This window comes from Aeromonas sp. 82P (genome assembly GCF_051919365.1).
GTDB lineage: Bacteria > Pseudomonadota > Gammaproteobacteria > Enterobacterales > Aeromonadaceae > Aeromonas > Aeromonas veronii.
Map to the genome: position 1 here is coordinate 1,089,450 of NZ_JBQBEV010000001.1, position 25,551 is coordinate 1,115,000.

A 25,551-nucleotide genomic window follows, 5' to 3' on the forward strand; every position below is an offset into this window, starting at 1 on the left:
ACTGAGCCAGGCACGCTCAGTCAGGCATACCATGTCAGCTGTGAACCGGGTCATGCTGGTTGTGGCTGTGATGCTCGTGATGGGCCGGGGCGCCAGATTCCAGCGTCTCGAGGATGGCGCAGTGCTCCGCCGAGCGGGGGCCGCCGCAGCAGATATTGGAGAGCTCGCGCAGGTTGTCGCGAAAGCGGGTCAGTTCGATGATCTTCTGCTCCACCTGGGCCAGCTTGGTGTCGGCCACCGCTTTCACCTCCTGACAGGTGACTTTGGCCTTGTTGGTATCGAGGTCGAGCAGCTCGCCGATATCGGCCAGCGAGAATCCGACCGACTTGGCGCGAATGATGAACTCCAGCCGCCGCTTGTCCTGTTCGCTGTAGAGGCGGTAGCCGGATTCGTTGCGGATCCCCGGTGAGATAAGCCCGTTCTTCTCGTAAAAACGCAGGGTATCTGCCTTGACCCCGCACGCCTTGGCCAGTTCACCGATCCGATACATGCTCTCTCTCCCCTTGAATATATGCCGCAACAAAAACCGGAATCCACTATCACCCCTTTGCCCATGGATTGCCAGCCAAGGGCATAAAAGGGGCAGATAAACATCTCATGGCGACCCTTTTTCCCATAAAACACTGAAAGTGAAAACGTTTCGAGAAAATCAAGTGGAAAACGTTTAACGCCGCGCCAAATAAGGCTTTGCTGTTTCAAAAAATCCACCACAGGTCACATTTTTTGTGTAGAATACGCGCCCATAACAGAGCGCCGCACCAAGCGGGCATTTCCTAAAACGCTTTTGCCGGATGTTGGGGCGAGAGTGGTTTGCGAAATCCCCCACTTCCATTTATTTGGGGACTCTCTGTGTTGAGCCTCGCCTCCCATGGAACGGTCCCCGTTATGTTGAGGACGATAGTGTGATGGAACAAGCTCGACCCATTCGCCGTGCACTGCTGAGTGTGTCTGACAAAACTGGCATTCTGGAATTTGCCAAGGCACTCAACGAGCGTGGTGTTGCCCTGCTCTCCACGGGCGGTACCGCCAAGCTGCTTGGCGAGGCGGGTCTGCCGGTGACCGAGGTCTCCGACTACACGGGTTTCCCTGAAATGATGGATGGCCGGGTCAAGACCCTGCATCCCAAGGTTCATGGCGGCATTCTCGGTCGTCGGGATCAGGATGACGCCATCATGGCCCAGCACGCTATCTCCCCCATCGACATGGTTGTCGTCAACCTCTACCCCTTCGCCGCCACCGTGGCCAAAGCGGGCTGCACCCTGGCCGATGCGGTCGAGAACATCGACATCGGCGGTCCGACCATGGTGCGTTCTGCCGCTAAAAACCATAAAGATGTCGCAATTGTCGTCAAAGCTGCCGACTACGATCGGGTTATTCGCGAAATGGATGCCAACGGCAACAGCCTGAAACTGGCGACCCGTTTCGATCTGGCCATCGCCGCCTTCGAGCACACCGCCGCCTACGACGGCATGATCGCCAACTACTTCGGCACCATGGTTCCTTCCTACGGTGACAACAAGGAGGGTGACGAGGAGTCCCGCTTCCCGCGCACCTTCAACAGCCAGTTCATCAAGAAGCAGGACATGCGTTACGGCGAAAACAGCCATCAGGCCGCCGCCTTCTACGCCGAAGAGCATGCCGCTCCGGGTTCTGTCTCCAGCGCGACCCAACTGCAGGGCAAGGCGCTCTCCTACAACAACATTGCCGATACCGATGCGGCGCTGGAGTGTGTGAAGGAGTTCGACGAGCCGGCCTGCGTCATCGTCAAGCATGCCAACCCCTGCGGTGTGGCCATCGGTAGCGACCTGCTGAGTGCCTACGATCGCGCTTACCAGACCGACCCCACCTCCGCCTTTGGCGGCATCATCGCCTTCAACCGTGAGCTGGATGGCGCCACTGCGGCAGCCATCGTGGCCCGCCAGTTTGTTGAGGTGATCATCGCCCCGACCGTCAGCCAGGAGGCCCGCGATGCGGTCGCCGCCAAGCAGAACGTGCGTCTGCTCGAATGCGGGCAGTGGGCTGCTCCGGCGCAAGGGTTTGACCTCAAACGCGTCAACGGCGGCCTGCTGGTGCAGGAGCGGGATCTCGGCATGGTGACGCTGGGCGACCTGACCGTGGTCAGCAAGCGTCAGCCGACCGAGACCGAGCTGCAGGATCTGCTGTTCTGCTGGAAAGTGGCCAAGTTCGTCAAATCCAACGCCATCGTCTACGCCAAAGATGGCCAGACCATCGGCGTCGGTGCAGGCCAGATGAGCCGTGTTTATTCGGCCAAAATCGCCGGTATCAAGGCGGCGGACGAAGGGCTGACCGTGGCGGGCTCCGTGATGGCCTCCGATGCCTTCTTCCCGTTCCGCGACGGTATCGATGCTGCCGCGCAGGCCGGTATCTCCTGCGTGATCCAGCCGGGTGGCTCGATGCGCGATCAGGAGGTGATCGACGCCGCAGACGAGCACGGCATGTGCATGGTGTTCACCAACATGCGCCATTTCCGTCATTGATGGGTCAGGGGCTGCCGATGGCGGCCCTTTTGTTGTCTCTTTTCAACTGACTATTTCCGCTGACTGACGGCCAGAGAGGCCGTCCAGTGACCACAAATAGAAGCGAGCGATACGATGAAAGTACTGATCATTGGCAACGGTGGCCGCGAACACGCTCTGGCCTGGAAGGCCAAACACTCCCCGCTGGTGCGTCACGTTTTTGTGGCGCCGGGCAACGCAGGCACCCAGCTTGAGCCGGGTGTCGAGAACGTCGCCATCGAGGCGACCGATATCGAAGGGTTGCTGGCCTTTGCCAAAGAGAAGCAGGTCGGCCTCACCATCGTCGGGCCGGAAGCGCCGCTGGTGAAAGGGGTGGTGGATGCCTTCCGCGCCGCCGGTCAGCCGATCTTTGGCCCGACCGCTGCCGCTGCCCAGCTGGAAGGCTCCAAGGCTTTCACCAAGGATTTCCTGGCCCGTCACGCCATCCCGACTGCCGAGTACCAGAACTTCACCGAAGTGGAGCCTGCACTCGCTTATCTGCGCGAGAAGGGGGCTCCCATCGTCATCAAGGCCGATGGTCTGGCGGCGGGCAAGGGGGTGATTGTCGCCATGACCTTGCAGGAAGCGGAAGACGCGGTGCGCGACATGCTCTCCGGCAATGCCTTTGGCGAAGCGGGCTCCCGGGTGGTGATCGAGGAGTTTCTGGAGGGTGAAGAGGCAAGCTTCATCGTCATGGTCGATGGCGAGCACGTGCTGCCGATGGCCACCAGTCAGGATCACAAGCGGGTGGGCGACGGTGATACCGGCCTCAACACCGGCGGCATGGGGGCTTACTCCCCGGCGCCGGTAGTGACCGCCAAGGTACATCGACGCGTGATGGAGCAGGTGATCATGCCGACTGTGCGCGGCATGGCGGCCGAGGGCAATGTCTACACCGGGTTCCTCTACGCCGGTCTGATGATCGACGGCGCAGGCAATCCCAAGGTGATCGAGTTCAACTGCCGTTTCGGCGATCCCGAGACCCAGCCCATCATGCTGCGGATGCAGTCCGATCTGGTAGAGCTCTGTCTGGCGGCTTGCGCAGGCAAGCTGGATCAGAAAGAGGCCATCTATGATCCCCGCGCCGCTATCGGCGTGGTGTTGGCGGCGGGAGGCTATCCCGGCGATTACAGCACCAACCACCCCATCAGCGGCTTGCCGGTGGATGAAGTGGCGGGCGAGAAGGTGTTCCATGCCGGTACCCGCCTGGAGGGCGATACCAGCCTGACAGCTGGCGGCCGCGTGTTGTGCGCCACCGCCCTCGGCCACACTGTGGCAGAAGCCCAGCAGCGTGCCTATCAGCTCGCTGGCCGCATCAAGTGGGATGGCGTCTTCTACCGCAAGGATATAGGCTGGCGCGCCATTGCTCGCGAACAGGAGTAACTGACGCCAGCAAATGGCCAGCTGATTCAGACCCCGCTACGGCGGGGTTTTTTGTCCCTGTTTACCGCTTTCAACCATCCTCATGGTGCGCGTCACCTGCGTTCAATCAGTTACCAAGCGCAAACAAGCGCGGCATATCTGTCACTATTTGCCACAAAAAACAGCATTTTTCACAAACGTTTCACCATGAGTCATGGCATCATGCTGGTGATGAATTCTTGTTTGGATTCATAAGTACCCCTAACAATTCGAGCATGTCGTTATATAAGGAAATCCCATGTTGAAAACCGTCCGCCCCCTGCTGCTGCCCCTGATGTTTGGCCTGATGACCCTGCCTGCCGTGGCGGGTGATCTGGAACAGCCGATGAAGAAGATTGGCTTCAACTACAAGCAGGCCGTCAAGGCTGATGATGCAGCCACCATGGAGAAGCACATCAACGAGATGAAGGCCCAGCTGGATGTGGCCAAGCAGAAGAACATGCCGGCTGCTAAGAAAGAGAAATTCCTTGAAGGGATGAACGAGGTACAGACCGAGCTGGACGCCAGCCTGGCCGCACTCAAGGCGGGTGATGAGGCCAAGGCGCGCGAACATCTGGCCAAGGTCAACGACCTGAAGAAGGAGTACCACAAATATGCCAAGCAAAAAGGGTGAGCCCTTTCGCTGGGATCCGCTGGTTCGCCTGACCCATTGGGGCTTGGCGGCGGTCTGCATCGGCAATCTTTGGGTTAACGAAGCGGGCGAGGAGTGGCACGAGTGGCTGGGTTACGGCGCCATTGGGCTGGTCTCCTTGCGTCTGCTCTGGGGGCTCACTTTTGCCCGTGGCTACGCCCGCCTTGGTGCCCTCATCCCCAATGGTGAGGATTTTCGCCAGCAGGCGCGCGAGATGCGTGAGCGGCAGCCTCCGGCACCGGGTCATCACGGTAGTGGCAAGCTGGCCGTGTGGGCGCTCTGGCTGGTTGTGCTGGCCACCGCTGGCAGCGGCTGGTTTCAAAATACCGAGACGGGATTTGAACTGGGGACTGACGAGTGGCATGAGTGGTGCGTGGTGGCGCTACAGGGGCTGATAGGTCTGCACCTGCTGGCGATTGTCTTCACCTCCTGGCGTCAGCGCAGCAATCTGGTTACCCGGATGCTACCCGCCGGGCGTCGCTCGTCCATCCAGAGTGGCAGCAACGAGCAAACCTGAGGCTCAGCATTAGGCTCCTTGTCTCTGAGTGAGGCGCCTGATCCGGACCCTGCCCAGACCCGCCCATGGCGGGTCTTTTCTATGACCTCATCCAGCTCATCACTGGACATTACCCGATCCGCAGATGCAAAAAGGCCGCTCATCATGAGCGGCCTTTTCTAATTTGGTGGCCCCTGGGGGACTTGAACCCACGACCAATCGATTATGAGTCGTGAATTTAACGTTTTCACAACGTTTCACTCTGTCTCGAAATTGGCATAAAAACCCCTTAAATCACAGACATATAGCAAAAACACTTGTATCATTGAGTCTCACAAAGTATCAGGTAGCTTCACCTTAAAAGCACCCATTACAGCACCCATTTTAACGTTTGGGTGCCTTTAGCTGAGACCAATCGACTATGCCGCTAACACACAACGAGATCGCCGCGCTGGTGGCGAAAGAAAGCGCCTATTACAAGATGGATGATGACCGTACCCGTGGAGCTGGTGGGTTAGGCGTCAAGGTATTGCCGAGTGGCGGCAAGATGTTTGTGTTTCGCTATACCCGCAACGAGAAGCGCGCCTTCATTCAGCTGGGCCGCTTTCCAACCCTCTCCCTTGCCGATGCCCGCGAAAAGGCCAAGGCATTCAGCCAAATGATCCGCGATGGCCTAGACCCCAAAGACGAACTGGCCCGCCAAGACAGGGCGCGGGAGCAGGAGAAGCGGGAGCATGAACAGCAAGGCACCATTGAGCAGCTATTCAAAAGCTACACCGAGCAAATGAAGAAGGACGGCAAGCGCACCCATGCCGCCGTGCTGCTGGCCTTGGAGAAAGAGACGTATCCAGTCATCAAACCCACGACCAAAGCCAAGGACGTGACCGCGCACGACATAAAAATCATTCTGGCGCACATGATCCGCCGTGGCGCTGATACCCAATCCAATCGCGTCAGAAGCTACCTGATGGCGGCGTTTAATCACGGCCTCAAACATGACAACGACCCCGCCAATTTCATAGACGATGCCAAATTTGGCTTGGTGCTTAATCCGGTGGCGGCCATACCCAAGCAAAAGGCCGCTGAACGTGTCGGGGAACGCTTCCTGACGTGGGCAGAGGCTCGCCAGTTGCTCGATGATATGGAGCAGCCCACCAGCCTAGGCTTGACCCTGCGCACCCTGATCCGGCTCTGTTTCTTCACGGGCGGCCAACGCCCTTATGAGCTGGCCGCCTCACGCTGGGCGAGTATCGACTGGCAAGCCAAAACCCTGACCATTACCGCCGAGCTGTCCAAGAATGGCCGCCCGCACCTGATCCCGCTCACCGATAGCGCCTTGCGGGTGTTGAGAGAGCAACAAGCGGCCACGGGAGACAGTCCCTTTATCTTTGCCCACGCCACTAAGCCGAGCGAACCAATGCCGATGGCCTCACTGAGCCAAGCGATTGACCGTTACCGCAAACGCGCCGAGATGGCACACTTTATCCCCCGTGATTTCCGCCGCACCTGCAAGACCCTGATGGGCGAGCTGGGCATAGCCAAAGACCTGCGCGACCGCCTACAGAATCACGCCCTGAATGACGTATCCAGCAAGCACTATGACCGCTATGAATACCTGCCGGAGAAGCGGCGAGCGTTGGAGTTATGGGAGCGGCGGTTGTTGGATTTGGCAGCGGATAACGTGGTCAGTGTAAAGTTTGGGGATCAGCGATGAGCCAGTCAGCAATCAACCACGAATTGAAGGAACCATTGACCGCTGAAGAACTAAAAAAACATTGGTGGGATCTGGGCTGCTGTGAGCTTGGTGCCGTGTATGACCGTTCCGGTGGCCTGATGGAGAACTGCGAAATTTTGGAGCTCTTACAGACAAGGGCATTGACCGCAATCAACAACCGATGGACCACGATAGGCCAATCAAAAGATTGGCGGACAAAGCGAAAACAGCTAACACCTGAGCAGGCAAGATGGTGTGAAGTGAGTCTTTGTGTTCAGTTGGCTGAATTAGCACCCGATATGAGAACAGGCCACGAAAGTATGTGGAAAGTGGGGCATAAAAAACCTACAGGACGAAAGCCTAGTCATTCAGCTGATCTCATCAATGATTGGCTTCGTGGCATAGTTAAACACTATGAACGCTTGATAGAAAATGAAGAGCGGTTTGGCTTGTCGATAACTTTGCATGGTGAGGAAAATGTTTATCCGAGCGAGATCGTCAATGCGGCCAAGCTACTTGCCAAGGTCAAGAAAACTGAGGAAAAGGAGCGTGATGAAAACGCCAAAGCTTTGCTGACTTCAATAGAAGAGGCTAGGGTCAAATTCGGCCAATTTGGGATTGGAACGAGCAGTGATAAAGATCATGCCAAGTGGATTCTGCTGTTAGCCGATGCTTGGGAACTCGAGCCCGATAAGATAAGCAACGCTGTAAGGTCGATCACTCGTCGCACTAAGGGACAAAAATAGCGGAATTGTTGTCCCTTTGATTTTTCAGAAATCTGTTTTCATAGCTCCGAAGCCACGGCAAGAAACCCGATGGCATTAGGAGATTATGTTAATGTTAATCCCGATTTCAGAAGTAACCCGCCGCCTTGGTGTCAGCCGCGCAACAGTTGAGCGACTGCGTAGAAGACCCGAATCCCAATTCCCCCAACCAATTCGTATTGGCCCCAACTCAATCAGATTTGACATGGCAGAGCTTGAGCGGTGGATCGTCGCTCGTCGCCAAAAAGGGGGTGAGCAATGAACCCATTGTTAAATGTCAAAAACTGCATCTTGTTGGGGCTACCAGAGCCCCGTAAGCAAGAGACCCAGCGGGAATACATAAGGCGGATTTTGCTGGCGGGGCATTCAATCAACACCAGACAATGCCGCTTTATTGGCATCGGCAATCTTCACTCTGTGGTATCTGCGCTGCGCAAGCGGCGCTTTCCACTGCGAGTAGAGCACAAGCCAGCAATTGATCCCCGTTCTGGTGAACTGTTACCCCAACCAGTGGATCACGTTTCCGCTGACTTTGCTGAGGTGGCCAGCATAGAAAACGCCCCGAGCGAACCCGAGGCGTAATCAATAACCTGCTGGTGGCCCTACTTTGGCGAGGACGGCCACCAGCACCATCGAGCATATCACCCATGATGAAAACCACCAACGGCAAGCCTTGCCGCCCGTTGCTGTGCCCGTTCGCTGGCCTGATACAGCGTGAAACTATTTACGCTAATTGGGACATGCTAATTGGGATCTATGAACAGGGTAAACCCCAGCATTGGTGCGGTTTGGCGGGGAGAGTAAAACCGGAAAATCGAGCGGTATTTTATAATATCTATGAGGGAAGAGATCTCTTTATGGGGGGTAATCAAACCAAGCTGGGGCTAGAACAGGGAACGGCCCCATGATGTTAGCTGATGGCCTGCCAAGTGCTGTTGCTGCCAAGGTAACAGGCAAAGCCAAGCGGAAGCAGGGCAAGCGCTATGGCTATGTAACCCACCAGTGCGTTTACCGTTATCAAGGTATCGAGTACCCGATCAACACCGCGCCTGCGAGCGGCGGCTACACCAAACCACTGAGCGAGATGATCCGGCGGATAGTGGAAGCTGTTAGGCGTTATCGGCGGGTGCTGTTTGTTCGGCTCGACCTGAGCATGGGAGAGGGAGAAGCCACTAGCGAGCGCCTGAGCGCATTCCTAAAGCAAGCTGGCCGCTATGTAACGAGAGAGCACGGGACGCGATTAGAATACGTGTGGTGTCGTGAGCAGGAGAAAGCTAAGCGCCAGCACTACCATTTGGCCCTTCTCATAGACGGCGACAAGTTACGCCACCCCGCCCGATTGTATGAAGCATTGGCCGAGATCTGGCAGCGCAAAGGGGGGCGGTTATCCATTCCCGAGAACGGCTATCTGATGACTGACAGCCACAATATCACCGAGGCTGTTTACCGTATCTCATACCTTGCCAAGGAGCGGGGCAAAGGCTACCGACCGGATGGGGTGCGTGACTTCGGCTATTCACGGATTGGGCGGGGCATTCAATTTGAATGAGTTTGAACAGGCCCGCCCCGTTGAGGCAAATTTGAGCGAGTTGAACAGGAATTGAAGAGACCATGGCTAGACCACTTAAGGCTCTATCTATGACTTTTTAGCCAACCAGACTACAAAAATTGTGAGCAGTAAGCCACTCATCCACAGCAACCAGAAAGGGAAGAAGATGATCACGTACAACAGGCGGTAGATATTCCTAACGCTGTCTGCCTCAATTAATGCGCAAGTGAATCCAATCCCTGCCACTAAATACGCAGCCCAGAACATTACATCCATTCTTATCCATCTTTTTATCCGCTAACCCCCAACGCATCTGCGCAAGTCGTGTAGCGAAATCACTAAGTAGGCCCAGAAAAGTACCACTTTACCAATCTGAGCCCCCCACTGCGAGAAGATATTCTTGGCCCACACGAAGGGGTAGCAAGTTACAAAGGAGGGGGATGGGGATGGGTAGCATCACCTTAAAAGCACCCATTAAAGCACCCAAAAATGTCAGATAAGCAAAAGGCGTAGCGGTTACTAACCGGCTACGCCTTTCTGGAATTGGTGGCCCCTGCCCGACTTGAACGGGCGACCAATCGATTATGAGTCGACTGCTCTGACCAACTGAGCTAAGGGGCCAAATTGTGCGTTTAGCGGCGTGGATTATAGGGGAAGAGGAAAGGGCAGTCTATAGGCATATCAACCACTTGGCGACTAATTGTCCAGGTCGATAGAGGGTGCAAAGCGGGTCGCAAGGGTAAATGCCAGACAAAACAAAGCCCCGCATGGCGGGGCTTTGGCAGAGCAGTTTGACACAGGGTCAGGACTATTCGTCCAGGAAGCTGCGCAGCACTTCCGAGCGGCTCGGGTGGCGCAGTTTGCGCAGTGCCTTGGCTTCGATCTGACGAATACGCTCACGGGTAACGTCGAACTGTTTGCCCACTTCCTCTAGGGTGTGGTCAGTGTTCATGTCGATACCGAAACGCATCCGCAGTACCTTGGCTTCGCGGGCGGTCAGGCCAGCCAGCACTTCGCGGGTAGCGTTGCGCAGGCTTTCGCTGGTCGCCGCATCTGCTGGCAGAGCCAGGGTGGTATCTTCGATGAAGTCGCCCAAGTGGGAATCTTCATCATCACCGATGGGCGTCTCCATGGAGATAGGCTCTTTGGCGATTTTCAGTACCTTGCGGATCTTGTCTTCCGGCATGCCCATGCGCATGGCCAGCTCTTCCGGGTTCGGTTCACGACCCATCTCCTGAAGCATTTGACGGGAGATACGGTTGAGCTTGTTGATGGTCTCGATCATGTGTACCGGGATACGGATGGTTCGGGCCTGATCCGCGATGGAGCGGGTAATGGCCTGACGGATCCACCAGGTGGCATAGGTCGAGAACTTGTAGCCACGACGGTATTCAAACTTGTCTACCGCCTTCATCAGACCGATGTTGCCTTCCTGGATCAGATCCAGGAACTGCAGACCGCGGTTGGTGTACTTCTTGGCGATAGAGATAACCAGACGCAAGTTGGCCTCAACCATCTCTTTCTTCGCACGGCGGGCTTTGGCCTCACCGATGCTCATACGACGGTTGATATCCTTGATCTGGGCAATCGACAGACCGGTCTCTTCTTCAATCTGCTGCAGCTTGCCGATGGCGCGCTGGATATCCTCGTCCATTTCAACCAGACGAGGAGACCAGGCTTTGCCAGCCTGCTTCTGGTATTCGAACCAGGCAGTTTCACACTCGTTGTTGGTGAAGGCCGCGACGAAGGTTTTCTTCGGCATCTTGGCCTGCTCAACGCAGAGCTTCATGATGATGCGTTCCTGCACGCGGACGCGCTCCATCATTTCACGCATGTTGTTGACCAGGCGATCGAACTGCTTGGGCATCAGGCGGAATTGACGGAATACATCGGCCAGCTGGGCGATGGCGGCTTGGGTATCTTCGTGCGCGCGACCATTCTTCTGAATGGAGAGACGGGTCACTTCATACTGGGCACGCAGTTCGCCGAACTTCTCGCGAGCGACTTCCGGATCCGGACCACCGTCACCGTCGTCGTCAGAGCTGTCGCCATCTTCGTCTTCGTCTTCTTCGTCCTCTTCATCTTCGTCGGCCAGATCGTCTTCGCCGAGCTCGGAACCGATATGCGTGGCGGTAGGCGCCATATCTTCAGTTTCGTTCGGGTCAATAAAGCCAGAGATAATGTCAGAGAGACGCAGCTGCTCGGCTTCGTACTTGTCGTACTGTTCGAGCAGGTAAGTAATTGCTTCAGGGTACTCGGCTACGGAGCTTTGTACCTGGTTGATACCGTCTTCGATCCGCTTGGCGATGTCGATTTCGCCTTCACGGGTCAGCAGTTCGACGGTACCCATTTCCCGCATGTACATGCGGACGGGATCGGTCGTGCGACCAATCTCAGATTCAACAGATGCCAGAGCCTGGGCCGCTGCTTCGGCAGCGTCCTCATCGGCGGTACCACCTTCAGCCATGATAAGGTCATCGGCATCCGGAGCGTTTTCAACCACTTGAATGCCCATATCGTTGATCATCTGAATGATGTCTTCGATCTGGTCTGAATCGACAATGTCTTGCGGGAGGTGATCGTTCACCTCGGCATAGGTCAGGTAGCCCTGTTCTTTACCTTTGGCAACGAGGAGTTTAAGCTGAGACTGCGGGGTTTGCTCCATAGAACTCATCCGGTTGGTGTTGCTAGGTTGCGCGTACAGTGCGCTGCTGCGCAAATAGCCAATTCTAATAGAAAACCGCCAGACATGCTATGTCTGGTTGCGGCGTCGGTCATGAGAAACCCCTGCCCGCAGTATTGTCGGGGCCAGGCGGTTATAAAAATTTTGCTTTTCATCCCGTCGATTCGGGCAACGCTATCCATATTGGGACTAATCACTCAAATATCAAGCCCCACTCTCATTTCTTTTCTCAATTTGCACCTCTCTTATCAGCATCATCAGCTCTTGGGTTTCTTCGGAGCTTAGTCCTTCCTGAGCCACTTTGGCCTGCAATTCTTCGATCCGCTGTTTCAGAAACTGGTTGATGAAGCCGACGAAGGTGTCCTGCAATTCTCCCAGAATATCCGGCTCCTGATCGAGTTTGATCTCCTCGAACAGGTCGTGCATGGCCAGCTGAGCAAGGATCTCTCCCTCCTTGGTACCACGCCAGTGTTCCAGCAGGATACCGGTTGTGATACTAGGCTGTGCCAGGATCTGCTGGTGCAGTTGCAGCAGGAACTTGATGCCCTGTACGCGTAGTCCGACCAATTCCGGCATGGGGGGAAGCTCAGCCGTTACTGCCGGATATTGCACCATCAGTGCCAGCGCACGCCGCAGTGGCGTCAGCTTGGCTGCCTTGGGTTTGTTGACCTCGGCCTTGGGCTGACTGTTTCGGGCAAAAAGCTCGGCGATGCGCTGCTTGTTCTCGCCCCAGCGCATCATGCTGGAGAGACGAGTGATCAGCCCCTCACGGGTGAACCCTTCCGGCACGCGGCGGATAAGTTCTGCGGCCTTGTTGGCCACTTCAAACTTGCCCGCTTCACCGGAGAGCGCCGCGTCGCGACCAAGACGCTCGAACATGAAGTCGGCGAAGGGTTGGGCTTCATCGAGCAGGGCTTCAAAGCCCTCCTTCCCGATCTGGCGTACCAGCGAGTCGGGATCCTCGCCATCGGGCAGGAACACGAATTTGAGTTCACGGCCATCCTGCAGATGGGGGAGGGCGTTATCCAGCGCCCGCCAGGCGGCTTCACGACCGGCGTTGTCGCCGTCGTAGCAGCAGACCACCTCGGCGGTGGTACGAAACAGGGTATGGATGTGGTCACTGGTGGTCGCGGTACCCAGTGCCGCCACTGCATAGTCGATGTCGTACTGTCCGAGCGCCACCACGTCCATGTAGCCCTCAACCACCAGGATCCGGCGTGGATCCTTGTGTGCCTGTTTGACCTCATAGAGGCCGAACAGCTCCCGTCCCTTATGGAAAATCGGGGTTTCCGGCGAGTTGAGGTATTTGGGGGTGCCGTCACCCAACACCCGGCCACCGAAGCCGATGACCCGGCCACGCTTGTCACGGATCGGGAACATGATGCGATCGCGGAAACGATCGTAGCTGCCCCCACCATTTTCACGAGTGATCAGCATGCCACCCGAGATAAGCAGCTGTTCGTGATCCCGGCTGGCGCCAAAGCGGCGACGCACCTGATCCCAATCGCTTGGGGCATAACCGATGTTGAAGCGTTTGACCACTTCACCGGTCAGCCCGCGTCCCTTGAGGTACTCCACCGCATGGGGAGCACTCTTGAGATTGCTCTCGTAGAAGCGGGCGATCTGGTTCATCAGCTCGAACAGATCCTTGCTGACGGCCGGTTGGCTATGACCAGATCCACCGCTGCTCTGCTCGCGGGGCACCTGCATGCCCTGCTGGCTGGCGAGCTCTTCGATGGCGTCGGGGAATTCGAGGCCGTCATACTCCATGACAAAGCCGATGGCGTTGCCGTGGGCGCCACAGCCGAAACAGTGATAGAACTGCTTCTCCTGGCTAACGGTAAAAGAGGGGCTTTTTTCGTTATGAAAAGGGCAGCAAGCCTGGTAGTTCTTACCGGCTTTTTTCAGCCGCACTCGCGAGTCGATCAGCTCGACTATGTCTGTGCGTACGAGCAGATCGTCGATAAAGGATTGTGGGATCCTGCCTGCCATAACCGTCCTGCTTCATTGCGGAGAAAATAAAAAAGCCGCGCATTCCAAGGGAAGCACGGCTTCTTCGACCAAACAAGAGAGTTGCCTGTTACGCCAAGCGGGTTTTCACCTGAGCACTGACGGCGCCGACATCGGCACGCCCCTGAATTTTCGGCTTCAAGACAGCCATGACCTTGCCCATATCAGCCATGACGGCAGCACCACTTTCAGTGATGGCTTGCTCGATCAGGGCAGCAATATCATCTGCGGTCAGCTGTTGCGGCAGGAATTCCTGCAACACAACGATCTCGGCGGACTCTTTGTCGGCGAGATCCTGGCGACCGGCAGCTTCAAATTGGCTGATGGAATCGCGGCGCTGTTTGACCATTTTGGTCACGACAGCGAGGATATCCTCATCATTCAGCTCGATACGGGTATCGACTTCACGTTGCTTGATTTCTGCCATCAACAAGCGGATCGCTCCCAGACGTGCCTTATCTTTGGCAAGCATGGCGAGTTTTTGCTGATCCTTGAGTTGATCCTTCAGAGACACGGCAATATCTCCCGATTAGTACAGGCGGATACGACGTGCGTTTTCGCGAGACAGCTTCTTGGCGTGACGCTTGACAGCAGACGCTTTGGCGCGCTTACGAATGGTAGTCGGCTTCTCGTAGAACTCACGGCTACGAACTTCGGACAGGATACCGGCTTTTTCGCAAGAACGCTTGAAACGACGCAGAGCAACGTCAAACGGCTCATTTTCACGGACTTTGATTACTGGCATGTGCCTTTCACCTCAGTGATAAATTGTTAGCTGACCTTCAATCGATCAGCATGTCTTAAAATGGTGCGAAATTATACTCTGGACAGGGAATGAAAGTAAACCCGCAGAGATCGCTCTGGTTTAAAAAACCCGCGAAGGTTACCATAGCCGTCTCATTTTAGCAGTGAAATTTTTTAGCAATGCGTGTATTGGGCATAGAGACATCCTGTGACGAAACCGGGATCGCGATCTTCGACGATCAAAAAGGGATCCTTTCCCATCAGTTATACAGCCAGGTCAAGCTGCATGCGGACTACGGTGGCGTCGTCCCCGAACTCGCCAGCCGGGATCATGTTCGCAAGACGATCCCGTTGATCCAGGCCGCATTGCAAGAGGCGGGACTGGGCAAAGATGACATCGACGGCATCGCGTATACCGCGGGGCCAGGTCTGGTTGGCGCCATTCTGGTGGGGGCGACCATTGGCCGCTCGCTGGCGATGGCGTGGAACAAGCCTGCTATCGCCGTCCACCATATGGAAGGGCACCTGCTGGCCCCCATGCTGGAAGAGAAAGCTCCCGAGTTTCCTTTCGTGGCGCTGCTGGTCTCCGGTGGTCACTCCATGCTGGTGCGGGTCGACGGTATCGGCAGCTATCAGCTGCTGGGGGAATCCATCGATGATGCCGCTGGCGAAGCGTTCGACAAGACCGCCAAGCTGATGGGGCTGGACTATCCGGGTGGTCCGCTGCTCTCCCGTCTGGCCGAGAAGGGCACTACCGGGCGCTTCCACTTCCCTCGTCCCATGACTGACCGTCCTGGGCTCGACATGAGCTTCTCCGGCCTCAAGACCTTCACCGCCAACACCATCGCCGCCAATGGTGATGATGAGCAGACCCGTGCCGATATCGCTCGGGCGTTTGAAGATGCGGTGGTCGATACCCTGGCCATCAAGTGCCGTCGTGCTTTGAAAGAGACCGGTCTTAAGCGTCTGGTGGTTGCTGGCGGCGTCAGTGCCAACCGTCATCTGCGAGCCCAGCTGGCCGAGCTGATGGAGAGCCTCAAGGGTGAGGTGTTCTATCCGCGCACTGAATATTGCACTGATAACGGCGCCATGATCGCTTACGCCGGTATGCAGCGCCTGAAAGCGGGCGTGTTTGAGCCGCTGGTGGTCAAAGCCGTGCCGCGCTGGCCGCTGGATACCCTGGATCCGGTCTGATCCGACGGATCCCGCCTTCTGGCGTGGTGGTGAGTACCATGGTGGCCTACTACTCCGGCAATCCGGCAGCGGTGGTTATAGCGCCGCTGGTACGCTGTTGTGGTGTCTGTTGTCGCCGTGGTTGAGCCATCCGGATAAGAGGTCAGGTCTTTTGCTGGCAGACAGCCAAGCACAGAGTAAAGAGATAAAAAAATCCCCGCCAACTGGCGGGGATTTTTGTTTGGCGATCGGCAGGCGATGAATTACAGCAGGATGCCGCCGAAGAAGAAGCCCAGTGCCACGGCGATGGCGATGGTGGCGGTGCCCGGTACGAAGAAGGGGTGGTTGAAGACCGCCTTACCGATACGGGTGGAGCCGGTGTCGTCCATCTCTACCGCGGCCAGCAGGGTCGGGTAGGTCGGCAGTACGAACAGGGCGCTCACGGCTGCGAAGGAGGCAATCGCAGTCAGCGGGCTGACACCCAGTGCCAGTGCGGCAGGCATCAACGCTTTGGTGGTGGCGCCTTGTGAATAGAGCAGCATGGCAGCGAAGAACAGCACCACGGCCAGCAGCCAGGAGTACTGGTTCAGCAGGTCGCCAGCGATCAGCTGGATGGTGTCCATGTTGCCTTTCACGAAGACGTTACCCAGCCAAGCCACACCCAGTACGCAGATACAGGCGGACATACCGGACTTGAAGGTCGGCATGTTGGTGACCTGGGTGGCGTCCAGTTTGCACACCAGGGTCATGATGGTGGCCGCGGCCAGCATGATGCCCATGATGGCACCGTCACGGGGGATCGGCGGGTTGGTGATCAGACCCACTTTACCGGAGATGGCAGTGGCATAAGCCATGACAGCAACGATGGCGGCGATGAAGATCCAGACAGACAGTTTGGCGTACGGTTTGATCTCGAGCTTGGTAGTACCACGCAATTTGATCAGGCCCTTGGCTTTGCGCTCCAGATAGACTTCGTCCTGCTCCAGCGGCTTGCCCATCATGTTGGCAATGAAGGCGCCCAGGATACAGGCCAGGAAGGTCGAGGGGATGCAGATGGCCAGCAGGGTCAGGTAGTCAACACCAAACGGCTCGAGCATACCGGAGAAGGCAACCACAGCGGCAGAGATCGGGGAGGCTGTGATGGCGATCTGGGAGGCGACAACCGCGATGGAGAGCGGACGGGATGGGCGGATCCCTTGCTCTTTGGCCACTTCAGCGATCACCGGCAGGGTGGAGAAGGCGGTATGACCGGTACCGGCCAGCATGGTCATCAGGTAGGTGACCACCGGGGCGGCGAAGGTGATGTATTTGGGGTTCTTGCGCAGCGCTTTTTCTGCCAGGAAGACCAGGTAGTCCATCCCGCCAGCCAGTTGCATACAGGCGATGGCGCAGATGACGGACGCGATGATCATGATCACATCCCAAGGGATGTAGCTGACCAGTTGATCGCTCGGGATGGGCATGCCCAGACCCCACGTCAATACCAGTACCCCCAGACCACCGGCAAAGCCGATGCCGATGCTGCCTATCCGGGCCCCCAGATAGATAGCGGCGAGCACGACAAGTAACTCGATTCCAATCATAGCGATAACTCCATTTTTTAGTTTTTGGTTTTTATTTGGCAAAAAGCCAATTCCCGATCGGGCTGGGGATAAAGACCAATCGGGAACTGACTTTGTGGGCCGGGAAGATCCCGGCCCACACTCGCTTATACGGCAGCTTCGCGGGTGAAACGCTTGGCTTTGTATTGCGGGTTCATCAGGTTCTCGATGGAGAGAATTTCGTCCAGCTGCTCGGCGCTCAGCAGGCCACGCTCAAGAACGACTTCGCGGACGTTCTTGCCGGTCTGGGCACAGATCTTGCCGACGATATCCCCTTCGTGGTGGCCGATGAAGGGGTTCAGGTAGGTCACGATACCGATGGAGTTCAGCACGTGATTCATGCAGATTTCCGGGTTGGCGGTGATACCTTCCACGCACTTCTCGCGCAGGGAAATACAGGCTTTTTCCATCAGGCTCAGGGATTCGAACATCGCCTGACCAATCACCGGCTCCATGACGTTCAGCTGCAGCTGACCGGCTTCGGCGGCGAAGGTGATGGTGATGTCGTTACCGAATACCTTGAAGCAGGATTGGTTGACCACTTCCGGGATAACCGGGTTGACCTTGGCCGGCATGATGGAGGAACCCGCCTGCATTTCCGGCAGGTTGATCTCTTTCAGTGCAGTGCGCGGGCCGGAGGAGAGCAGACGCAGGTCATTACAGATCTTGGACAGCTTCATGGCCAGACGCTTGATGGCGCCGTGCAGCATGACGTAGGCGCCACAGTCGGAGGTCGCTTCGATCAGATCTTCTGCCGGCACATAGGCACGACCGGTGATCTCGGCCAGACGCTTGATGGCCAGTGCAGAGTACTCGGGCGGAGTGTTTAGACCGGTACCGATGGCGGTCGCGCCCAGGTTCACTTCCAGCAGCAGCTCCTGGCAACGCTTGATGGACTTGATCTCTTCACGCAGGGTCACGGCGAACGCGTGGAACTCCTGACCCAGGGTCATCGGAACCGCATCTTGCAGCTGGGTACGGCCCATCTTCAGGATGTTTTTGAACTCTTTCGCTTTGGCATCGAATGCCGCGATCAGGTGCTCCAGCGCATGCAGGGTCACGTCAGTGCTGTTGACCACAGCAACGCGGAAACCGGTCGGGTAGGCATCGTTGGTGGACTGGCACTTGTTGACGTGGTCGTTCGGGTTGATGACGTCGTAACGGCCTTTCTCCAGACCCATGATTTCCAGGGCGATGTTGGCCAGTACTTCGTTGGTGTTCATGTTGACGGAGGTGCCGGCACCACCCTGGTAAACGTCGACCGGGAACTGGTCGAAGCATTTGCCGGTGTTCAGCATCAGGTCGCAGGCTTCTACGATCTTGTCAGCAATTTCAGGACGGATGGTACCCAGTTCACCGTTTGCCAGCGCAGCGGCCTTCTTGGTCAGCACCATACCGCGGACGAATTCCGGAACGTCAGAAATCTTCTGAGAGCTGATCTTGAAGTTCTCGACAGCGCGCAGGGTGTGCACACCGTAGTAGAGATCATTGGAAACTTCTTTGGTGCCCAGCAGGTCTTCTTCAATGCGGACGTTCTTGATGTCGCTCATTGTAATGCCTCAGAAATCAGATAAATGGAAAAATCCTCACCGAGTGGTCGCGAGTTCCTTGCGCACAGCTCATCCTGAAGCACCACACATCGAGTGGGGCGGTTGGGAGAATGACCTCCCGAAAAACTAATCAATATACTACTCCAATTGAGGTATCGGTTATTAGAGGTGGATCACTAAATTTGCGACATTTTCAAATTACTTTGAGAAAAGTACACATATGTTATGAAGTTTTTATCGTGATGATTTTTATAAGTTTTTGTGACTTTTTGCTGGTTTTTTAGATTGCTGATGACGTAGGGGTCAGTTGACCAACTTGAAAAGAGGGGGGTTGCCCCCATTTATTCAGGGCAGAAAGTGGTGATGACGGGGCGGCAAAATCGCCTCTGACCATCGTTGGATGGGCGCCACTTTTTCTCAATTTACCGGTGCTGGAGTGGATATGGGCAAGTTGTTTTTGTTGTTGGTGGGTCTGGTTGTGCTGGAGCTCACCGTGATGATCGAGGTCGGCTCGGTAATCGGGGCGCTGCCGACTGTCGGCTTGCTCATCCTGACTGCGGTATTGGGCTCCTCGCTGGTGCGCAGTGAAGGGATCAAGACCCTGTTCAGCGCCCAGCAAAAGATGCAGATGGGCGAGATGCCGGGCCGCGAGGTGATGGGGGGCATGATGCTGGCGTTGGCCGGTCTGCTGCTGATCATTCCGGGTTTTGTCACCGACTTTTTCGGGATCCTGCTGCTGCAGCCCTGGCTGCGCAACAAACTGGCCGACAAGCTGATCGGCAGCAACCAGTTCCGGATGCAGATGGGCGGTTTCCAGCGTACTCAATCGCCGTTTGGCAACGCACCGTCCGATGATCATCTGGGGAACGCCAAGCAGGGCGGCACCACTATCGAAGGCGAATTTGAGCGCAAAGAGTGAGCGTAAAGAGTAATCGGCGAGACGAAAACCCGAGGCGAGTGACTGAATCAGGGTTTGCCCTGATGGCACAGCGCCTCGAAGCGGTGTCGGGCATACCACCACGCGAGCGTGCCCGCCGCCAGATTGGCCAGCAGTATTCCCAGATAGATCCCCTGTTCTCCCCCCAGCTTTGCCCCCAGCCAGGCTCCTGGCAACAGAAAACCAAACAGTCGCAATCCGTTGAACAAGAACGAGATACTGGATGCCCTCACGCCATTGAGTGCCGAGGCCAACAGCATCACCATGCCCTGAAAGCCGTAACCGATCGGCACCAGATGCAGATAGAGAATGATGAGGCGAATGACCTGCGGATGATCGCTGAACAGGTTGGCGATGAGTGGCGCCAGTAGCCAGGTCAGGCCATAGATGGCGAGCTGGAACAGCAATGCAAACCTCATGCAGCTCTGCAGTGCAGCCTTGGCCCGTGCCGGATTACCGGCACCGCAGTTTTGCGAGATGAAAGGGGCCAGTACGGAGGCGAGGGCCATCATCACAATCAGCAGCAGCGCCTCAACCCGCGACGCGGCACCATAAGCAGCCACCACTTCGGTACCCAGTCCCGCAAAGATCATCATCAGTACCGCATTAGCCAAGGGATTGAGCATATTGGTAAAAGAGGCGGGGACGGCGACATGGAGCAGCGCCCGCCAGTGGGACAGCAACCGGGCCCGCGGCGAGAGGCGCCACAGCAGCAAGCCCTCCCGATGACGCAGGATATAGAGGCTGACCAGCATCGCCATCAACCAGGAGATAGAGGTCGCGATGGCGGCCCCGCGGATCCCCCATTCGGGAAAGGGACCGATACCGAAGATCAACAGAGGATCCAGTACCCCGTTGACCAGCCCGGCTACGGCCATCACCAGACTGGGGGTTTTGGTATCGCCGGTCGCCCGTATGGCGGCATTGCCCACCATGGGCAGCACCAGCATGGGGACGGTGAGATACCAGATCAGCATGTAGTCATGGATGAGGGAGATAAGCTCGGCACTGGCCCCCAGCAGAGTAAACAGAGGCTTGATGGTGAGAGCTCCCCCCGCGGAGAGCAGGGCCACCATGATCACCGCCAGAAACAGGCTGTCGGTGGCGAGATGGGCCGCCTCATCGTGTTTGCCCTGCCCCAGGGTATGACCGATCACCGCTGACAATCCGGCGCCCAATCCCATCGCCAGCGAGGTAACCACAAAAGTGACGGGAAAGGTAAAACTGATGGCGGCCAGAGCTTCGGTGCCCAGCATACCGATAAAAAAGGTATCGACCAGATTGAAGGCCAGAATGGCGATGATGCCGAAGATCATGGGGCCCGTCATCTGGCGCAGTACGACCGGAATAGGGGCTGTCAGCATGGGGTTGGTGCGGGTCAAGGGCTCGTCTCTACGGCTGGCTTTGAAGGTTCTGGCATGGAAACCGGGCGGCTTGAACCGACCTTGCTCCAGAGTGCGGACATGGCTGAACCATCGAAGATGTTTATAGTACGTGAAAAAATTTTTTTTGTATTTGCCCTTGAAGGGTTAGCAACTCTGCCCCACATCAGGGACATATCTAATTTGGCCTGGAACGGCCATTCCTCAAAGCAACAATGAGACTCATTTTGGGAGAGTTATCGATGAAAATTCGTCCACTGCACGACCGCGTCATCATCAAGCGCATCGAAGCTGAAGCCAAATCTGCCGGCGGTATCGTCTTGACTGGTACTGCGGCCCAGAAGTCCACCCGTGGTGAAGTGCTTGCCGTGGGGACTGGTCGCATCCTGGATAATGGCGAAGTCAAAGCGCTGGCCGTGAAGGTTGGTGACAAGGTTATCTTCAACGAAGGCTACGGTGTTAAGACCGAGAAGCTGGATGGTCAGGACGTCCTGATCCTCTCCGAAACCGACATCCTGGCGATTGTCGAAGAGTAATCCATCCTCCTTTTCCCCGAATTGATTTAAGGATTGAAGAAAAATGGCAGCTAAAGACGTTAAGTTTGGTAACGAAGCCCGCATCAAGATGCTGGAAGGCGTAAACATCCTGGCTGATGCCGTCAAGGTAACTCTGGGCCCGAAAGGCCGCAACGTGGTGCTGGACAAGTCCTTCGGCGCCCCGACCATTACTAAAGATGGTGTGTCTGTTGCGCGCGAAATCGAGCTGGAAGACAAGTTCCAGAACATGGGCGCCCAGATGGTCAAGGAAGTGGCTTCCAAGGCGAACGATGCCGCCGGTGACGGTACCACTACTGCAACCGTTCTGGCTCAGGCTATCGTCAACGAAGGTCTGAAAGCCGTTGCCGCCGGTATGAACCCGATGGATCTGAAGCGCGGTATCGACAAAGCCGTTGTGGCTGCCGTTGCCGAGCTGCAGGCGCTGTCCCAGCCGTGCGCTGACAGCAATGCCATTGCTCAGGTGGGCACCATCTCCGCCAATTCCGACGAGAAAGTGGGCAAGCTGATTGCTGAAGCAATGGACAAAGTGGGTCGCGATGGCGTCATCACTGTTGAAGATGGTCAGGGTCTGGAAGATGAGCTGGCAGTTGTCGAAGGCATGCAGTTCGACCGCGGCTACCTGTCCCCCTACTTCATCAACAAGCAAGAGACCGGTTCCGTTGAACTGGACGACCCGTTCATCCTGCTGGTTGACAAGAAAGTCTCCAACATCCGCGAAATGCTGCCGGTACTGGAAGGCGTTGCCAAAGCTGGCAAGCCGCTGCTGATTGTTGCTGAAGACGTAGAAGGCGAAGCGCTGGCCACTCTGGTGGTCAACACCATGCGCGGTATCGTGAAAGTGGCTGCCGTCAAGGCGCCTGGCTTCGGTGACCGTCGCAAGGCCATGCTGCAGGATATCGCCGTACTGACTGGCGGTACTGTCATCTCCGAAGAAGTTGGCATGGAGCTGGAAAAAGCGACTCTGGAAGATCTGGGTCGTGCCAAGCGTATCGTCATCACTAAAGAGAACACCACCATCATCGATGGCGTGGGTGATGCCGGTGTGATCGAAGGCCGTGTTGCCCAGATCCGTCAGCAGATCGAAGAGACCTCTTCCGACTACGATCGTGAGAAGCTGCAAGAGCGCGTAGCCAAGCTGGCTGGTGGTGTTGCCGTGATCAAGGTTGGCGCAGCCACCGAAGTCGAGATGAAAGAGAAGAAAGCCCGCGTTGAAGATGCCCTGCACGCTACCCGCGCCGCGGTTGAAGAAGGTGTGGTTGCCGGTGGTGGTGTCGCGCTGGTTCGCGTTGCAGCCAAACTGGCGGGTCTGCGCGGTGACAACGAAGACCAGAATGTCGGTATCAAGGTTGCCCTGCGCGCCATGGAAGCCCCGCTGCGTCAAATCGTCATCAACGCCGGTGAAGAAGCCTCCGTCATTGCCAATGCAGTGAAGAACGGCGAAGGCAACTTCGGTTACAACGCTTACAGCGAACAGTATGGCGACATGCTGGCCATGGGTATCCTGGATCCGACCAAGGTAACCCGCTCCGCCCTGCAGTTTGCCTCTTCCATCGCCGGTCTGATGATCACCACCGAGTGCATGGTCACCGAACTGCCGAAGAAAGATACCCCTGCCATGCCTGACATGGGCGGCATGGGTGGCATGGGCATGATGTAATCATCCCCCTTGTTCTGTTTGACAAACGGCTCGCTCAAGGCGAGCCGTTTTTTTATATCTGGCTAAACTGAGTCTGTTGAGACAGCAAATCTGGGGGCGATATGAAAATGTTTGGTTGGCTGACACTACTGTGTTCATTGGTCATCATGCCGGTGATGGCTGCTGAGGCACTGACTGGGCCGGTGATCCTGAAAGTGGGTGGCAACATCAGGTCGGCAGACGAAGTTGATGGCAAGGTGTTGTTTGATCTGGCAAAACTACAGGCTCTGCCGCAACATGAGATAGTAACCGGCAACCCGTGGGTGGATAAGCCGCACACCTACAGAGGCCCAAAACTGGCCGATGTATTGGCTGCAGTCGGTGCGGATGGCAAGACCATTACGTTGACGGCACTGAACAGTTTCCAGATCCGCATTGAATGGGACAAGGTTGCCAAATACGAGCCCATCCTCGCATGGGAAGACAATGGGGCTGTCATGCGGGTGCGTGACAAGGGGCCGGTCTGGTTTATGCTGCCTCTTGATCAATATCCGGAATTGAAGCGATCCGAATATACCGACATGATGATCTGGCAGCTGGATTTGATAGACATTCAGCACTGATAAAAACCGCACGGGAGCATGGGGTGAAAGGAAAGACCAGGGCGTGGCCACTGCTCGTCATTCTGTATGTATCCATCCTGTTGTTTACCGGGAGCACCCTCTATTGCCTGATGCAGATCCAGAATGCGACCAGAGCGATGGAGAAATACACCTATGATGTCTCCTGGGCGCTGATGCAGTTGCAGCTGGAGCTCGGTCGTTTCCTCAATGCGGTAGAGGTCTATCACTATGGCGGGATTGATCATGACACCTTGATGTTGCGTTATGACATTCTCTGGAGCAGAACGCCCATACTGTTGAGCGGCCAGCTGCGCAAGAGCATGCAGGACAAGCAGAAAACCTTGCGTCTGGTGCAGCTGATTGAAACCAATATTCGCCAAATAGAGCCCGACATCACCAAGTTGCAAAGCGGGGCATCTGACTATCAGCAGATCATGATGCGCCTTGCCCCGCTGCAAGAGCCGCTCTCCTACTCCCTCGCTTCTGTGATGCAGAAGAACATTAACGTCTATTCCGAGAACGATCGTCATTTTGGGCAGTTGCGCAATGCCTTGTTGCTGATGGTCTCCGGTCTGGTCATGTCAGTGCTGCTGCTCAGCATGCTGCTTATATATGAAGGGCGTCGCCATTTCAGAGCTGCCAGACGGGATCCGCTGACCGGGTTGTCCAATCGGGTTGCCTTGCTGGAGCGGATGGAGCTGTACGCCACACAGGAAGTGCCGTTTGGACTGGTGCTGGTCGATATCAACGACTTCAGGGATATCAACAGCAAGTTTGGCTATGACACTGGTGATTATCTGCTTTGTGAGTTTGCCACCCGGATCCGAGTGCTCTGCGAAGAGGGAGAGTGGAGCGGACGTCTTGGGGGGGACCAATTTGCCATTATCCAGCGTGGCAGCAGCGATCTGCGTCAGGTCAGGGAGCTGGTAGCACGACTGCTGCATGCGCTGAAGCAAGATATCGTCTATGACAACTATCCCTTCCGGCTTGAAGTCGGGATCGGGATTGCCTTCTATCCGATGGACAGCGACAAGACTCAGGAGTTGTTGAGTCGTGCGGAACAGGCCCTGTTCCATAGTCGCAAGACCCATGTCCCCTATGTGATTTACGATAACTCCCTGCTCAACGAGACGGCACGGCGCAAACATCTGGCGTCGGACATGATCATGGCGCTGGAACACAATGCGCTGGAACTCTATTACCAACCCATTGTCAATCTCGAGAGTGGCCGCTGCGAAGCTGTCGAGGCTCTGTTGCGCTGGCGGCATCCGGAGCTGGGTTTCATTCCGCCAAACGAAGTGATCATGGTGGCCGAGGAGTTCCAGCTTGCCGAACGGGTTGGCAGCTGGGTGCTGAACACCGCTTGCGAGCAGCTCTATCAGTGGCACCAGCTTGGTATGGTTGATCTGCAAATGTGTGTGAATATCTCGCCAGGCATGTACCAGCGTAATTTGCTCAAACTGGTGGCCAAGGCATTGATGGAGCACCATTTGCCTGCCCGTAGTCTGGTCCTGGAGGTCACGGAAGATACCACCATGCGGGAAGTGAAGAACTCGCTGCAAC

General features: G+C 56.3%; 24 protein-coding genes and 1 tRNA gene (1 of these 25 cut by a window edge). 16 read left to right on the top strand and 9 right to left on the bottom strand.

Annotated features, from left to right (window positions below; all coding sequences use genetic code 11):
- Window positions 1-34: 34 nt before the first annotated feature.
- The gene (zntR, locus tag ACTG2S_RS05095) at window positions 35-490 is read right to left on the bottom strand and encodes a Zn(2+)-responsive transcriptional regulator (RefSeq protein WP_274160587.1); all 456 of its coding nucleotides are present in this window, start codon (window positions 488-490) and stop codon (window positions 35-37) included.
- A 415-nt stretch (window positions 491-905) separates the two neighbouring features.
- Here zntR and purH point away from each other — a divergent pair, with 415 nt between their 5' ends.
- The 10 genes from purH (at window position 906) to ACTG2S_RS05145 (ending at window position 9,092) form a co-directional block, all read left to right on the top strand.
- Window positions 906-2,498 carry a bifunctional phosphoribosylaminoimidazolecarboxamide formyltransferase/IMP cyclohydrolase gene (purH, locus tag ACTG2S_RS05100; protein WP_274160588.1) on the top strand — a complete coding sequence of 531 codons (1,593 nt, stop codon included), beginning with the start codon at window positions 906-908 and terminating at the stop codon, window positions 2,496-2,498.
- A gap of 114 nt (window positions 2,499-2,612) precedes the next feature.
- Window positions 2,613-3,899, top strand: coding sequence for a phosphoribosylamine--glycine ligase (gene purD / locus ACTG2S_RS05105; protein WP_274160589.1), 1,287 nt, complete (start codon window positions 2,613-2,615; stop codon window positions 3,897-3,899).
- Window positions 3,900-4,176: 277 nt separating this feature from the next.
- Window positions 4,177-4,551, top strand: coding sequence for a cytochrome b562 (locus tag ACTG2S_RS05110; protein WP_005349056.1), 375 nt, complete (start codon window positions 4,177-4,179; stop codon window positions 4,549-4,551).
- Window positions 4,532-5,086, top strand: a complete 555-nt coding sequence (locus ACTG2S_RS05115; protein WP_274160590.1) for a cytochrome b/b6 domain-containing protein — start codon at window positions 4,532-4,534, stop codon at window positions 5,084-5,086. The genes ACTG2S_RS05110 and ACTG2S_RS05115 overlap by 20 nt, the downstream gene beginning before the upstream one ends.
- A gap of 400 nt (window positions 5,087-5,486) precedes the next feature.
- Window positions 5,487-6,779, top strand: a complete 1,293-nt coding sequence (locus ACTG2S_RS05120; RefSeq protein ID WP_234677510.1) for a tyrosine-type recombinase/integrase — start codon at window positions 5,487-5,489, stop codon at window positions 6,777-6,779.
- A complete protein-coding gene (locus tag ACTG2S_RS05125) occupies window positions 6,776-7,525 on the top strand; it encodes a hypothetical protein (RefSeq protein ID WP_234677511.1) in 750 nt (249 codons plus the stop codon). The genes ACTG2S_RS05120 and ACTG2S_RS05125 overlap by 4 nt, the downstream gene beginning before the upstream one ends.
- Before the next feature lie 91 nt (window positions 7,526-7,616).
- Window positions 7,617-7,805 carry a helix-turn-helix transcriptional regulator gene (locus tag ACTG2S_RS05130; protein WP_439982091.1) on the top strand — a complete coding sequence of 63 codons (189 nt, stop codon included), beginning with the start codon at window positions 7,617-7,619 and terminating at the stop codon, window positions 7,803-7,805.
- Window positions 7,802-8,125 (top strand): hypothetical protein, encoded by a 324-nt coding sequence (locus ACTG2S_RS05135; RefSeq protein ID WP_234677512.1) that lies wholly within the window; start codon window positions 7,802-7,804, stop codon window positions 8,123-8,125. Before ACTG2S_RS05130 ends, ACTG2S_RS05135 begins: the two co-directional genes overlap by 4 nt.
- Window positions 8,126-8,190: 65 nt before the next feature.
- On the top strand, window positions 8,191-8,451 hold the full coding sequence (locus ACTG2S_RS05140) for a hypothetical protein (RefSeq protein ID WP_111900804.1): 261 nt from the start codon (window positions 8,191-8,193) through the stop codon (window positions 8,449-8,451).
- Window positions 8,448-9,092, top strand: coding sequence for a YagK/YfjJ domain-containing protein (locus ACTG2S_RS05145; RefSeq protein WP_234677513.1), 645 nt, complete (start codon window positions 8,448-8,450; stop codon window positions 9,090-9,092). Before ACTG2S_RS05140 ends, ACTG2S_RS05145 begins: the two co-directional genes overlap by 4 nt.
- 544 nt (window positions 9,093-9,636) lie before the next feature.
- On the opposite strand, the gene ACTG2S_RS05150 is transcribed toward ACTG2S_RS05145, so the two are convergent.
- The 5 genes from ACTG2S_RS05150 to rpsU all read right to left on the bottom strand — a co-directional run bounded on the left by ACTG2S_RS05150 (window position 9,637) and on the right by rpsU (window position 14,530).
- Window positions 9,637-9,713 (bottom strand) — tRNA-Ile (locus tag ACTG2S_RS05150).
- Between the two features lie 187 nt (window positions 9,714-9,900).
- Entirely contained in the window at window positions 9,901-11,796 is a 1,896-nt protein-coding gene (gene rpoD, locus ACTG2S_RS05155) for an RNA polymerase sigma factor RpoD (RefSeq protein WP_263718854.1), read from the bottom strand.
- 183 nt (window positions 11,797-11,979) lie between these two features.
- Window positions 11,980-13,767 carry a DNA primase gene (gene dnaG / locus ACTG2S_RS05160; RefSeq protein ID WP_307895521.1) on the bottom strand — a complete coding sequence of 596 codons (1,788 nt, stop codon included), beginning with the start codon at window positions 13,765-13,767 and terminating at the stop codon, window positions 11,980-11,982.
- A gap of 88 nt (window positions 13,768-13,855) precedes the next feature.
- Window positions 13,856-14,299 carry a GatB/YqeY domain-containing protein gene (locus ACTG2S_RS05165; protein WP_274160592.1) on the bottom strand — a complete coding sequence of 148 codons (444 nt, stop codon included), beginning with the start codon at window positions 14,297-14,299 and terminating at the stop codon, window positions 13,856-13,858.
- 15 nt (window positions 14,300-14,314) lie between these two features.
- Window positions 14,315-14,530: a 30S ribosomal protein S21 gene (gene rpsU, locus ACTG2S_RS05170; protein ID WP_005309452.1), complete on the bottom strand. Its 216-nt coding sequence runs from the start codon at window positions 14,528-14,530 to the stop codon at window positions 14,315-14,317.
- 179 nt (window positions 14,531-14,709) lie between these two features.
- Here rpsU and tsaD point away from each other — a divergent pair, with 179 nt between their 5' ends.
- Complete coding sequence (gene tsaD, locus ACTG2S_RS05175) at window positions 14,710-15,723, top strand: tRNA (adenosine(37)-N6)-threonylcarbamoyltransferase complex transferase subunit TsaD (protein ID WP_019444959.1); 1,014 nt, start codon at window positions 14,710-14,712, stop codon at window positions 15,721-15,723.
- Window positions 15,724-15,965: 242 nt separating this feature from the next.
- Here tsaD and ACTG2S_RS05180 read toward each other — a convergent pair whose 3' ends face one another.
- Both ACTG2S_RS05180 and aspA read right to left on the bottom strand, forming a co-directional pair.
- The gene (locus ACTG2S_RS05180) at window positions 15,966-17,285 is read right to left on the bottom strand and encodes an anaerobic C4-dicarboxylate transporter (RefSeq protein ID WP_021229055.1); all 1,320 of its coding nucleotides are present in this window, start codon (window positions 17,283-17,285) and stop codon (window positions 15,966-15,968) included.
- Window positions 17,286-17,410: 125 nt separating this feature from the next.
- Window positions 17,411-18,853, bottom strand: coding sequence for an aspartate ammonia-lyase (aspA, locus tag ACTG2S_RS05185; protein WP_005340569.1), 1,443 nt, complete (start codon window positions 18,851-18,853; stop codon window positions 17,411-17,413).
- Between the two features lie 442 nt (window positions 18,854-19,295).
- On the opposite strand from aspA, the gene ACTG2S_RS05190 reads away from it, so the two are divergent.
- Window positions 19,296-19,772 (top strand): FxsA family protein, encoded by a 477-nt coding sequence (locus ACTG2S_RS05190; RefSeq protein ID WP_101531596.1) that lies wholly within the window; start codon window positions 19,296-19,298, stop codon window positions 19,770-19,772.
- Between the two features lie 47 nt (window positions 19,773-19,819).
- Here ACTG2S_RS05190 and ACTG2S_RS05195 read toward each other — a convergent pair whose 3' ends face one another.
- On the bottom strand, window positions 19,820-21,154 hold the full coding sequence (locus ACTG2S_RS05195) for an MATE family efflux transporter (protein ID WP_234879876.1): 1,335 nt from the start codon (window positions 21,152-21,154) through the stop codon (window positions 19,820-19,822).
- Window positions 21,155-21,414: 260 nt separating this feature from the next.
- Here ACTG2S_RS05195 and ACTG2S_RS05200 point away from each other — a divergent pair, with 260 nt between their 5' ends.
- From ACTG2S_RS05200 to ACTG2S_RS05215, 4 genes are all read left to right on the top strand, one after another.
- Window positions 21,415-21,708 carry a co-chaperone GroES gene (locus ACTG2S_RS05200; RefSeq protein WP_005340573.1) on the top strand — a complete coding sequence of 98 codons (294 nt, stop codon included), beginning with the start codon at window positions 21,415-21,417 and terminating at the stop codon, window positions 21,706-21,708.
- 43 nt (window positions 21,709-21,751) lie between these two features.
- Window positions 21,752-23,386 (top strand): chaperonin GroEL, encoded by a 1,635-nt coding sequence (groL, locus tag ACTG2S_RS05205; protein WP_005340575.1) that lies wholly within the window; start codon window positions 21,752-21,754, stop codon window positions 23,384-23,386.
- A gap of 101 nt (window positions 23,387-23,487) precedes the next feature.
- Window positions 23,488-23,988: a molybdopterin-binding oxidoreductase gene (locus ACTG2S_RS05210; protein ID WP_005349099.1), complete on the top strand. Its 501-nt coding sequence runs from the start codon at window positions 23,488-23,490 to the stop codon at window positions 23,986-23,988.
- A 23-nt stretch (window positions 23,989-24,011) separates the two neighbouring features.
- Window positions 24,012-25,551, top strand: the 5' portion of a protein-coding gene (locus tag ACTG2S_RS05215; protein WP_368157370.1) for a putative bifunctional diguanylate cyclase/phosphodiesterase. Its footprint extends 392 nt past the window's final position; only the first 1,540 of its 1,932 coding nucleotides appear in the window; the start codon lies at window positions 24,012-24,014; its stop codon lies beyond the right edge, outside the window.